This window comes from Rickettsia monacensis, from assembly GCF_000499665.2.
GTDB lineage: Bacteria > Pseudomonadota > Alphaproteobacteria > Rickettsiales > Rickettsiaceae > Rickettsia > Rickettsia tamurae.
The window spans coordinates 625,839-638,048 of record NZ_LN794217.1 but is presented as its reverse complement, the minus strand read 5'-3'; the positions used below and the strand labels follow the sequence as shown (position 1 = coordinate 638,048).

Sequence of the window (12,210 nt, the reverse complement as noted above, 5' to 3'; positions counted from 1 at the left end):
TATTATAAATGTCTTATTATTAAATAATATTAAGATTATTGTTATAATTCAATTAATTTAATAAGAAACCATCGTTTAGCTGTTGATACTTGTGTGATTTTTGCTATTATTCTTTTCACTTAAGTAATTAATTATTACAACCTGAAAATAATTAGATTTTACTTTCTATCTTTGCAACCAATATAAAGTCGTTTTCCGTAAGACCGTCGATTTTATGAGTCCATATTTCCACACTACATGCTCCCCAAGATATAGTTAAATCGGGATGATGTGCTTCTGCTCTGCAATTTCAGTTATCCTATTTGCAAATTCCATAGCTTTTATAAAATTAGAAAATTTATATTTTTTATAATGCCCTAATTCATTCACTTGCCACTCATTTTGTAATTCAGTCAATAATTTATCAATTTCTTTTTTCTCAAGTGGCGGAACTCCACCCTTACATGGTATGCATCTTTTCTCGCTTAATACTGTCATAGTTTTTTCTATATCAAAGTTAAAATATTGATCTTTATAAGGCTCATCTTCAAGTGTATAATGCCACCAACTCAATTTGACATGCTTTAAAATTATGTTTTTGCATCTTAGAACGTAAATAATTACGTTTTACTAAATATTGCTTATCAATTAATTTACTATCATGATGTGAAGCTTCATCAAATAAGTCAAACGAAGTATACATGTCTACCGTATTGTCATCTAAATAGGATATAACACGCTCGTCTTTCAATTTTCTCTTAATGACTTCAGGATTATTATTAACTTCCTTCTGAAGCTTTATTATTGATAAATCTACAGTACTACCCCTACTATGACTGGATCTTTCAGCTATATAACCTAGTGTAAAACATTTAGACTTACAACAAAATTTTCATCTGAATAATAACGTATATTTTGAATAATTGTAGGGTCGATATCTTTCAGATACACGAACCCTTTAGGTAAGGATTTAGCATATATTGGAAGAAAGCTCATAAATATAAGAATTAAACTTGTTAAAAGCAATTTCATAAAATGCTAGGCTTTGCAAAGGTTTCTAATTGATTAGTTATTTTGAGATATTTTTTAGTGCAAATCAAATCTTTTTAGAGATCTTCACAGAACCTAATATAAAATAGGCTTCTTTATAACATAGGTTATGCAAGAAGTCTAATATTTATTATATATTTATCTTATACAAAATTTTATTAAAAACTATAGAACTGTTAACAAAATAATTTTAATTGATAATTAAAAAGAATTTTTAGCAAAAATTATAAGATTTTTGCAGGAATAGTTAATTCTATTTCAAAAAAATCTTATAATTTGCAGCAAAAAGTAATTTAATTAACCCCGATTATGGATAAGGAATAGAGAGGAAGGAAGGTTGCAAGAGTTATTAAACCTTATAAATAGGGCACTGAAGGAGTAAAATAGGTTTAATAACATGTGTAAATATACTACAATATTTTGTATAGTAGATAAATTTTGTAAAATTTATGAGAAATGGGTAAAACATCAATTGCTGAAAAGTAATAAGCAAAGATTTAGAGAAGGTAAGCTTTCCTTAAGTGAAGAACTCTCAATAATGATTTTTACCATTTTAGTGCATATAAACATTTAAAAGCTTATTACCAAAACTTTATTATTAATGGTAATTTGTTCAGGAATCCACCTTGTTATGAGAGATTTGTTCAGCTTATTCCTTCATTATTTCTGCCATTGATTGTGATGTTACATTACTTAAGTGGGAAAAGAACGGGAATTTATTATGCAGATTCCACACATTTTGCAGTATGTAAAAATATCAGAATTAATTCTAACAGAACTTTTAATAATCTTGCAAAAATGGGACGTAGTTCTGTCGATTGGTTTTTTGGATTCAAGCTTCATATGATAATCAATGATAAGGGAGAAATTATTGCTGTTAAAATTACCAAAGGTAATGTTGATGACAGAATTGCATTTGAAGCAATGGTTATCAAAAAAGGTCTAAAAGGTAAGTGTTATGATGATAAGGAGTTTATTTCAGAAAAAATGTTTACAAAACTTTATAAGCAAGGTTTAATAAAAATTACCGGAATAAGAAAGGATATGAAAAACTATTTATTACCTCTTTTGGATAAAATCCTTTTAAGGAAGAGATTCATTATCGAAACCATTTTTGGCTACATAAAAGAGAATTTTAATATTACTCCTTCCAGACATCGATCACCTATTAATTTCTTTACTTCTCTATTCTCTGCTCTTATTGCTTACCAACTTAAACCTAATAAACCATGTATTTCTTATCCATAATCGGGGTTATTTAGCTTTTAAATTATTTTGTTAACAGTTCTATAGTAAACTCAACCCCATTTTGTGACAGGCATGAGGATAGAACCTATATATTAATAGGCAAGACGATAAACAACGAAGCACAAAGTTCAAATCAGTTTACTATAGAACTTTCAAAAAGACGAATGAATGGTAGCGAGGGAGGGATTTGAACCCCCGACACACGGATTATGATTCCGTCGCTCTAACCAGCTGAGCTACCCCGCCAGGGGAAGAGTGTTTATATAATTTGTGTCATTCTAGATAAAAATAGTGCATTGTTGCATGGATCGAAAAATGCACTTAGTGTCATACCGTGGCTTGACCACGGTATCAAAAAAAATAACTTAAAATACTAATAATTTAAATATTTTAAGCTGGATCCTGCGATCAAGTCGCGGGATGACAATAAAAAAATTAATCCATACAACAATTGACTAGCAACTTCTCAAATTTTATCTTAACGCTTAGAGAATTGTGTTTTCTTACGTGCTTTACGTTGTCCGTATTTCTTACGCTCTACTACCCTAGAATCACGTGTTAAAAGACCGCCTTTACGCAAAATAGCATGAAAATCCGGAGCAGATTTATCTAAAGCTTTAGAAATTCCATGTAAAATAGCACCTTTTTGTCCTGAAATTCCTCCACCTCTAACAGTACAAATTACATCATACTGATCAATAGTTTTTGTTAAGACAAAAGGCCGTAAGACAGTTTTCACATAGGTTTCAGAAGGAAAATACTGGTCTATTGTTTTTTTATTAACAACTATTTTTCCTTTTCCTACTTTAAGCCATACTCGTGCTATAGCATTTTTTCTTTTACCTGTAGCATAAAACTTGCCTGAATTATCTATTTTCTCTTTAGGAGTTTTTAATACCGGTTTTAAAGGTTCTTTAATTAACTGCTTTTCTACTTTTTCTGTTTTAATTTTTAACTCGGTCATATTCTATTACTTTTTATTTTTTGGATTTTGGCTTGCAAAATCATAAACAGTAGGTTGCTGTACCATATGAGGATGATCACCATTTGCATAAACATACAAATTACTCATTTGCTTAGCACCTAAAGCATTTCTTGTAATCATTCTTTTTACGGCCATTTTAATAACTCTCTCAGGGTGTTTACCGCTTAAGATTTTACCTGCCGTAGTATCTTTTATCCCACCTGGAAATCCTGTATGCCTGTAATATATTTTTCCGTCTTTGGGATTCGCTTTTTTACCTGTTAATTTTACATGCTCCGCATTTATTATGATTATATTATCACCACAATCTAAATGAGGCGTAAAGCTAGGTTTATGCTTACCACGTAGCATATTAGCAACTCTGCTAGCGAGTCGCCCTAGTACAATATTTTTTGCGTCTATGACCCACCATTTCTTTTTAATTTCCGATGGCTTTGCCGAGTAAGTTTTCACAATAGTATCTTTTTAATTAGAATTTAAAATTAAAGAATCAAGAAACATATTTAATAGCATTAATCCCTGCCATTTGTCAAGTTAAATATAATCTATTTACTGGTATTGCTAATCAAAGATAAATTAGTTAATAAATTAACGTTATTGCGAGGATAAATTGAAAATTTTGATGAAGCAATCCAGTTTAAAAATGCTAGTTTATAGCATTTTTATTATCTTTTCTGGATTGCCGACCTCACTTTGACCGCTCGCAATGACGATATTATCACTAGTTAGCAATCCCTATTTACTTCCGAATATTATTTTTCTATCGGTAGAAAAATATAAATTATTATTTGCTCTTAGCCCATAATAACGAATATTCTTTATAATTTTGACAATATGAGGCATCATGTTTAATCCATTATTATCAACATCAAAACTATATAAAACACCGTTAACGGAAATAACATTTAAACTTCGCTTATTGTTATTATCAACTCCAACAAAAGGTACTAAAAAAGTAGCAGATTTTAGTTTCTTAGGATCTTTTCCATCATTTAAATCAGCTACAAACTTTACTTTCCCTGTTTCAGGATTAAATGCCGCTATTTGTCTAGCGTTATTTGTTACAAATAGGCTATTACCGATTAAAGACATTGATTGAATATCCTCGGCATTTACCTGCCAAATCACACTGCCAGTTGCTACATTAAGCTTAATAAGCTTGCCAAGACCGGTCGCTATATACAGATTCATATTATCATGAACGGGGGTACATAAAATACTTGATTCGTCAAAATTCGGTATAGCTGTACGATCATTAAGATTTGCGAACTCAAAATTCCATCTTACTTCACCGTTTTTTATATTTAATGCAAGTACTTGCCCGGAATTATAAGTTACTATTACATTGTCATGCTGTACTATAGGCGTCATAAAATAACTAGCCGATAAAACTTCCGCTAGGCTTTCATGTTCCCATACGGTTTTTAAAGTTTCTGCATTTAAAGCAATAGTTTGATTACTGATAGTTTGCACTAAGACAGTATTATCATTTAGCACAATAGGCTTAATTCTAATAATATCCGGAAGTTCTTTTCTAATTATTTCATAACCTGATTTTGCATCTAGCACTACTAACAACCTTGAACCGTATGTTACGTATAATTTTCCGTTATGGTGTAAAATTCCGCCACCTATATAATTATCTTTTTTATGTCTACTTAAATTATAAGACCAAATAATCTTATTTTTCTCTATAGAAAATGCAGAAATATTCGATCTAATATCTAATGCATAAATCATATCGCCTATAAAAATCGGCTCGGTAATTGTTTTGCTTCTAGCGGAACTATACTGTTTATTCTTAAGCATATTTGCATTAAACGCATATATATTTGCATTAGAATCTAAATATATAGGCTCATTAGCCTGAATTGCTAATTTAGGAGTCAACTCAACAATATTTTTTACCCTTTTTGGTCCAAGCCCGTTACATGAAATTAAAATAAACGGTAATAACAGAAGTGCTATTTTTTTTGTCATATTTTTCCTTAAGTACGAATTATTATTTATTTAAATTTACCAGCAATGCTTTAGCCTGATCTTTTATTAGATCAGATACATTATTTGAAATTAATAAATTTTTTAGATTTTTTTCTGCTTGCGGTTTCATATTATTCTTAATATCCCACATAGCCTTTATAATAGTTGCCGTAGCCCAAAAAGGTTTTTTCTCGTCATCAAAATAGTTTAAATATTTTGTCAATTTTTCTTTATCTTGAATATCTAGATTTTGATCATCAATAACAAGACCACACCATGAAATACGTGCATAAGAAGTAGAAATTTCGGAATATTCTTTATTTTCAATAATTTTATTAAGCAGATCTTTTGCTTCTGAATATTTTTTTTCCGAAATCTTTATGGCTACTTGTTCTAATGCAGCTATTTCTTTTATTTTAGTATTACTAGTAGTAACCAAATTCTCTAAAGTATTAAAAGCTAATTCTTCATTATCTTTTGTTGTTTCCAAACCAACAGTCTTAATAAGAATATCACCGTTTTTTTGGTTATTTTTAATTCTTTTATCTTTATTATTATTAATAACAACCATTATAGTAATAGCTATTATAGAAATGATTATTATTATAGGTAAAAGCTTTTTGAAAAAAATTAACCTTTTTTCTTCATTTTGATCACTCAGTATTTCATCCAAAATATCAGTCATATCTTATTATTTTTATTTATTTTCACAGCCAAATTTGATCTTAGCATCCTCTGCCATTTTCTTGGATGCAGCAGTTCTATTAGTTGAAAATTCCTTATCAAGCTTAGCAAGCATATTACATGCTTCCTGAGTTTTTTTTAGTTCGCCTAAGGAAAGTGCTAACTTCAATAATCCATCAGAAGATTTTACCCCTTTCGGTAACTCTTTATAGCCTTTTAAATAGTTAACCGCTGCTCCGTTATAGTCTTTTTGTTTAAAAAAGCATTCCCCATACCAGAAATAAGCATTACTAATCAGCGAACTGTTAGGATATTTTTGGATAAAATTTTTAAATTTATCTTTTGCTTCAGTAAGTTTATTATCTTTATAAGCAGCAAGAGCCAAATCGTAAGCTTGCTTATCGGGAGCTATATCCTTATTAACCGCAATAGGTTTTTTAGGAGCATTATCCGGCATGTCTTTAAGCAAAGCTATATCAAAAACATCTTGTTTTTTTGAATCACCAGCTTCTAAAACTTCAGTATTTTCTTCTTGATTTGGAATATTTGAGTTCTGCGTTAGCATATCAATTTTATGCTGTAAAACCTCAACTTTACCAATTAATCTTCTGATTTCTTGTTCCTGTTCATCTAATCTATTTTCAAAATCATTATTTGCTGCATATTTTAAAGGCTTTCCTTTAATAGTTTCGCTTTCTCCGAAAGAAACCATAGAAAATAAAAAAGTAAATAATAAGACAATCAGTTTCATATATTTTTTAAAGATTTATAATTTTTTTTATAATATACTCTGAATAAACGAAGAGTAAGTAGACGAAATTTAATTTGGAAAAGAGCAAGGAGTTTATAAGGCGAGGTGTGCTGCGTATACTTAAATACGTGAGAACCGCAGATCTTATAAAACGACGTAGCCAATTTTTCAAATTAAACAAGTATAACGAAAAATTTTTAATATTCCACACAATTTTTTATATTTCAATACTACCGTCATATGTAAAAGTTATTGTTATGGTGGTACCTTCATGTATCTTACTTTGCAAATCAAACTTACCGTTCATAAGCTCAACCAGCTTTTTAGTAAGCGGCAACCCAAGACCGGTACCTTCATATTTTCGACTAAGCTCACTATCAATTTGACCGAACGCCGATAAAGTTTTTGGGATATCTTTTTCCTCAATACCGATGCCGGTATCTATAACTTTTATATATACTAATTTTGCTAACTCATCTTTTTCAAGTGCAATAGTAACACTTCCTCCGGAATTTGTAAATTTCACGGCATTTGATAAAAGATTTAAGAATACTTGTTTTAGCCTTTTTGGATCAGCCTTTATAACCACATGCTCTTTCGGTAATCTACTAATTAAAGCCACTTCGGCTTGATCGGCACGAGGCTTAACAAGTATCAGCGAAGAACTAATTAATTTATTTAAATCAAGATCTATACTATCTACTTTTAATTTATCGGCAGAAGCTTTAGAAAGATCTAAAATATCATTAATCATACTAAGCAAATGTTTACCGGCATCATTTATATCTTTAATATAATTTTTACTTTTTTCTGCATCTCTTTCCGACATAAGAATTTCCGAAAAGCCTATTATAGCATTAAGTGGTGTACGCAATTCATGACTAATATTAGCAAAAAACTTTGTATTTGAAGAACTGGTTTTTTCTACTTTTACTATTTGAGCTTTTAAATTTCTATTTGTTTCAAGCTGCTCCTCAATAATTTGTCTAGCATAGTTAGTATTACTAATAATTATAGTGCAGAATATTATAAAAATAATGATAAAAGCTATAAAAACCTTTTGCTCAAGAGAGGTTATATTTTGCCACTGGCTGGTAATATTAGTGTTAATCTCAAATACTGCATCTACGGGAAAATCTAAATTATTATCTATAACAGGGATATAGCTAGTAACAAAAGAAGCTTTTCCCACTGTTAAATCACTTTCATTTTCTATTACTACCCTTGGTAATAATATATGACTTGTAATACCTTCAAAAGCATCTTGAAGCGGAGCTTTTGAAGTAAAAGACTTTAAAAAAAATTTATCGATTTTTGCGGTAACTATCTCAACCAAACTATCATCTTTATAATTGTCTACACTATACATATGTAACATATTACTAGTGATGAATTTATTACCTTTGAGATCGTAGAGAGAAATATTAATATTAAGATTGGTGAACCATTGAGCGGTAATCTTTGCAAAATTAATAAAATCTTGATCTTGTAGTAGTTTTAAATAATCGAATTTATGTAATTTACTGATTACGTTCTGATGAGTATTCCAAATATTATCAGTGTAAAGTTCTACAATTTTAGTATGTTCCAAAGCCACTTGTTTTACTATCATTTCTTTTATCATAAAATAACGATAAAACATCATATTTATGACAATATTAAGAAACAATATAATGAATGATAATCTTACTATATACTTATTATGGTTCATTACGAGACCTAGTAGTTATTTTTAGCTCAACTGATGTCATCCCTGCGGAAGGCTTGCTTGCATACCAAATCGTCATTGCAAGCGACTAAAAGGAGCGTGGCAATCTCATAAAGCAGGGCTCCTGAGATTGCGTACGTACAAAACTTACAGTTTTTCCGTAGCTTATGACGAAGAATCTATCCATGCAGCAAAACCGAGAATGACATTATCCTCTCTACTTATCTTCTTGTTTAACTTTCTCTTTTGTTTCCAGCTTCTTATTAATAATCAACCCTGTAATTACATCATAAGCACGAGCAAATTGATAATCTTTTTTGTATAATTCCGATAATTCATTCTCTTCTTGTTTATTATTTTTGGCTTTTGTTTCTTTTTTGCTATCTTTGTTTTTAGATGAATTATCTTTATTTTTTTCATTATCATTCTTCAAATAATTTTTTAAAGAACTCTCAGAAAAACGCTTATCTATTTTTTTCACTTCTGGATACTCAACTTTCGCCGGCTCAATTAAAATATCAGGCTCTATTCCTTCTGCTTGAATAGAACGACCGCTTGGGGTGTAATATTTAGATATAGTCAGTTTTAAGGCAGCCCTAGAATTGATTTGCATTAAAGCCTGAACTGATCCTTTACCGAAAGACTTAGTGCCAAGTATTATTGCTCTTTTATGATCTTGCAAAGCTCCGGCAACTATTTCCGAGGCAGAGGCAGAATTACCATTTATTAAAACTATCATAGGTACTTTGGGAGCTTTTAACGAAAACTCATTTGCTTTAGTTTCGCTATTACTTGATATAGTTCTACCTTTTGTTGTTACAATTACACCGGAATCAATAAAATAATCACTAACGGCAATAGCTTGATCGAGTATACCTCCGGCATTATTACGTAAATCTAGAATTATACCTTTAAGGTCATCTTTACTTTCAGTTTTTAACTTCTTTACTGCTGCCTTCAGCTCAGAAATTGTTGACTCATTAAAAGTAGTTATACGTATATATGCAATATTATTTTTTTCTAAATGTGCTTTTATCGGCTTGATTTTTACTATTTCGCGAGTAAGCTCTAGCTCTTGCGGTTTTGCCTCTTCTTCCCCAATTATCAACAATTTAACCTTAGTACCAGGCGTACCACGCATCTCTTTTATAGCTTTATTAGGACCAAGCGTAGAGACTAACTCGTCATTCACGCCTACTATATAATCCCCGCCTTTAAGCCCTGCTTTGAAAGCCGGCAAATCGTCAATAGGCGATATTATCTTAATTGCTCCGCTATCATACATTATTTCAACACCGATTCCGCCGAATTCACCTTTTGTAAAAGTAAAAATATCTTCTAAATCCTCATCGGTATAATAGCTTGAATGAGGATCAAGCGAGTTTAACATACCGTTAATTGCTTCATCTATCATTTTTTGCCTATCGGGTACTTGTACGTAATCCTTTTCAATACGTTCAAATACGTCTTGAAATTGCTTATAAGCTTCCTGATTTGATATTTTATTTTCAGTTTCTTTTTCTCCTTCTGCAAATGCACAAATAGAATTTATAATAAAAAATAGTGTTATAATTAAACGTAATAACATAATACTCCAAATATGTGTGTTTTTAAGCAAAGCGTCATTGCGAGAAAAATTACGAAATAATTTGACGAAGCAATCTCAGGATATTTGACGAGATTGCCGCGTCGCCTACGGCTCCTCGCAATGACGATTAAATATCCAGTTCACTAATAATTTTATCCATTTTAACTAAAGCCTGTTCATAAATAAATTGAAATCTTTTTTCCGGCTTTTTACCCATTAAATCATCTACTATTTTATCTACATTTTGAAAATCTTCTAAAGTTACCTTTAAAAGCGATCTTTTTTCCGGATGCATAGTAGTTTCCTTTAATTGTGCAGGCATCATTTCACCGAGACCTTTAAACCTACCTACTTCAATTCTAGCTTTACTAGCTTTTGATAATTTATCCGTTAACTTAGCTTTTTCCTCTTCATCGCCTGCATAATAAGTTTTATTAGACTGCGTTAAACGATAAAGCGGAGGCTTAGCTAGATATAAATGCCCCTCTTCTACCAATTTCGGCATTCGTAAAAAAAAGAAAGTCATTAATAGCGAAGCTATATGAGCACCGTCAACATCTGCATCAGTCATAATAATTATTTTTTCGTAACGCAGATTTTCTTTTTTATAATTCTTTAAACTACCGCAGGCAAGAGCTATTTCTAAATCTTGTATCGCTTGATTATTAACGATTTTTTCAAGCGTAGAACTCGCAACATTTAGAACTTTACCCCATAGCGGTAATACTGCTTGCGTTTCTCTATTACGTGCTTGTTTTGCAGAGCCTCCTGCCGAATCACCTTCTACAATAAATAATTCCGTCCCTTCAGGTGAAGTTCGTGTGCAATCGGCAAGTTTACCAGGTAAACGTAATTTTTGAGTGGCATTTTTACGGGAAATATTTTTTTCGTTTTTCTTACTTATTCTAAATTCGGCAATGCTAATTACATGCTCAAGTAAATTAGTAGCTAAAGCTTTATCGCTACTAAGAAAATGGTCAAAATGATCTTTTATTATATTCTCGACCGGTTTACTTACACCGTTTGATACTAATTTTTCCTTAGTTTGTCCTTGAAAAGACGGCTCAACTATAAAAATAGAAAGTACGACACTTGCGGTTTCTAAAATATCTTCAATAGTTAGATTAGCAGCTTTTTTATTCCCTATCATTTCACCGTATGCTTTAAGCCCACGTAAAATAGCTGACTTAAGTCCTTGCTCATGCGTTCCTCCTTGTGGAGTCGGAACGGTATTACAATATGATTGAATAAACGCCGAGCTATCGTTATTTTGCCAGCAGATTGCCCATTCAAGTTTTATCCCGTCCAGCGTAGACTCTATATTGCCTGAAAAAATTTCCGGAATAACTAAATTATCTAAAGTTATTTTTGAACTTAAATAATCTTTTAAACCGTTTGGGAAATTTATTAATGCCTTTTTAGGTATATCTGACGGTACTTCTACTTCGCATTCCCATTCTATAGTAACACCGCGATATAAATAAGCTTTTGACCTTGCAAGCTCATAAATCTTTTTAGGATTAAAATGTAATTTTCCACTAAAAATTTCCGGATCGGGAGTGAAATTTATTGATGTACCTCTTAGCCTTTTAGATGCTTCTTCACATATTAAATCAGTTAACTTTTCTCCTTTAGAATAACTTTGACTATATAATTTACCTTGTTTATAAACCTTTATTTCTAAATGTTTAGATAAAGCATTTACTACCGATATTCCAACACCATGCAATCCACCTGCAGTATGATAAACATTATTTGAGAATTTACCTCCTGAATGAAGAGTAGTTAAAATTACTTCTAAAGCTGATTTATCAGGAAATTTAGGATGATTATCAATAGGGATACCGCGACCGTTATCAAATATAGTAATACTATGATCCTGATGCATTTTTATCGTGATGATACTTGCAAAGCCGGCGACTGCTTCGTCCATAGCATTATCCAGCACTTCAGATACTAAATGATGCATAGCATTTGAATCAGTGCCACCGATATACATCCCCGGTCTTTTACGAACAGGCTCAAGCCCCTCTAATACTTCAATATCTTTTGCACTGTAGTTATTATCGACTAGCTTATTTTTTTTTTCTTTGTTAAAGCTGAATAAATCATTCATATATGTAGGAGAGGAATTAATTGTTTTCTTTCCTAAATTAAACTATTTAACCTAGAAAAGCAATTAAGCTTTAAAGAAATTGTTTGAAAATTCTACGTCATTGCGAGGAAAAACTGTAAGT

At 31.1% G+C, this 12,210-nt stretch carries 10 protein-coding genes, 1 tRNA gene and 2 pseudogenes; 1 reads left to right on the top strand and 12 read right to left on the bottom strand.

What is annotated here, in order from left to right; translation table 11 throughout:
* Positions 1-151: 151 nt before the first annotated feature.
* The 3 genes and pseudogenes from RMONA_RS03295 to RMONA_RS11165 all read right to left on the bottom strand — a co-directional run bounded on the left by RMONA_RS03295 (position 152) and on the right by RMONA_RS11165 (position 1,011).
* A pseudogene (locus RMONA_RS03295) lies at positions 152-477 on the bottom strand (4a-hydroxytetrahydrobiopterin dehydratase).
* 54 nt (positions 478-531) lie between these two features.
* Positions 532-682: pseudogene (locus tag RMONA_RS03290) on the bottom strand (M15 family metallopeptidase); the annotation flags it as partial.
* A gap of 155 nt (positions 683-837) precedes the next feature.
* On the bottom strand, positions 838-1,011 hold the full coding sequence (locus tag RMONA_RS11165; protein ID WP_023507641.1) for a hypothetical protein: 174 nt from the start codon (positions 1,009-1,011) through the stop codon (positions 838-840).
* Between the two features lie 612 nt (positions 1,012-1,623).
* Here RMONA_RS11165 and RMONA_RS03285 point away from each other — a divergent pair.
* A complete protein-coding gene (locus RMONA_RS03285) occupies positions 1,624-2,277 on the top strand; it encodes an IS982 family transposase (RefSeq protein WP_339325421.1) in 654 nt (217 codons plus the stop codon).
* 169 nt (positions 2,278-2,446) lie between these two features.
* On the opposite strand, the gene RMONA_RS03280 is transcribed toward RMONA_RS03285, so the two are convergent.
* The 9 genes from RMONA_RS03280 to parE all read right to left on the bottom strand — a co-directional run bounded on the left by RMONA_RS03280 (position 2,447) and on the right by parE (position 12,089).
* A tRNA-Met gene (locus tag RMONA_RS03280) sits at positions 2,447-2,523 on the bottom strand.
* A gap of 232 nt (positions 2,524-2,755) precedes the next feature.
* Complete coding sequence (gene rpsI, locus RMONA_RS03275) at positions 2,756-3,241, bottom strand: 30S ribosomal protein S9 (protein ID WP_023507639.1); 486 nt, start codon at positions 3,239-3,241, stop codon at positions 2,756-2,758.
* Positions 3,242-3,247: 6 nt separating this feature from the next.
* Positions 3,248-3,715, bottom strand: coding sequence for a 50S ribosomal protein L13 (rplM, locus tag RMONA_RS03270; RefSeq protein ID WP_023507638.1), 468 nt, complete (start codon positions 3,713-3,715; stop codon positions 3,248-3,250).
* Between the two features lie 282 nt (positions 3,716-3,997).
* The gene (locus RMONA_RS03265; protein WP_023507637.1) at positions 3,998-5,242 is read right to left on the bottom strand and encodes an outer membrane protein assembly factor BamB; all 1,245 of its coding nucleotides are present in this window, start codon (positions 5,240-5,242) and stop codon (positions 3,998-4,000) included.
* Positions 5,243-5,264: 22 nt separating this feature from the next.
* Entirely contained in the window at positions 5,265-5,927 is a 663-nt protein-coding gene (locus RMONA_RS03260; protein ID WP_023507636.1) for a DUF2659 family protein, read from the bottom strand.
* 12 nt (positions 5,928-5,939) lie between these two features.
* Positions 5,940-6,677, bottom strand: a complete 738-nt coding sequence (gene ybgF, locus RMONA_RS03255; protein WP_023507635.1) for a tol-pal system protein YbgF — start codon at positions 6,675-6,677, stop codon at positions 5,940-5,942.
* Between the two features lie 217 nt (positions 6,678-6,894).
* Positions 6,895-8,388: a sensor histidine kinase gene (locus RMONA_RS03250; RefSeq protein ID WP_023507634.1), complete on the bottom strand. Its 1,494-nt coding sequence runs from the start codon at positions 8,386-8,388 to the stop codon at positions 6,895-6,897.
* A 214-nt stretch (positions 8,389-8,602) separates the two neighbouring features.
* Complete coding sequence (locus RMONA_RS03245) at positions 8,603-9,973, bottom strand: S41 family peptidase (protein ID WP_023507633.1); 1,371 nt, start codon at positions 9,971-9,973, stop codon at positions 8,603-8,605.
* A gap of 127 nt (positions 9,974-10,100) precedes the next feature.
* Positions 10,101-12,089 (bottom strand): DNA topoisomerase IV subunit B, encoded by a 1,989-nt coding sequence (gene parE, locus RMONA_RS03240; RefSeq protein WP_046058387.1) that lies wholly within the window; start codon positions 12,087-12,089, stop codon positions 10,101-10,103.
* Positions 12,090-12,210 lie beyond the last annotated feature (121 nt).

Coding starts and splice junctions, on each gene's coding strand:
- RMONA_RS11165 (WP_023507641.1), bottom strand. CDS start 1,011: ATGAAATTGCTTTTAACAAGTTTAATTCTTATATTTATGAGCTTTCTT.
- rpsI (WP_023507639.1), bottom strand. CDS start 3,241: ATGACCGAGTTAAAAATTAAAACAGAAAAAGTAGAAAAGCAGTTAATT.
- RMONA_RS03265 (WP_023507637.1), bottom strand. CDS start 5,242: ATGACAAAAAAAATAGCACTTCTGTTATTACCGTTTATTTTAATTTCA.
- RMONA_RS03260 (WP_023507636.1), bottom strand. CDS start 5,927: ATGACTGATATTTTGGATGAAATACTGAGTGATCAAAATGAAGAAAAA.
- ybgF (WP_023507635.1), bottom strand. CDS start 6,677: ATGAAACTGATTGTCTTATTATTTACTTTTTTATTTTCTATGGTTTCT.
- RMONA_RS03250 (WP_023507634.1), bottom strand. CDS start 8,388: ATGAACCATAATAAGTATATAGTAAGATTATCATTCATTATATTGTTT.
- RMONA_RS03245 (WP_023507633.1), bottom strand. CDS start 9,973: ATGTTATTACGTTTAATTATAACACTATTTTTTATTATAAATTCTATT.
- parE (WP_046058387.1), bottom strand. CDS start 12,089: ATGAATGATTTATTCAGCTTTAACAAAGAAAAAAAAAATAAGCTAGTC.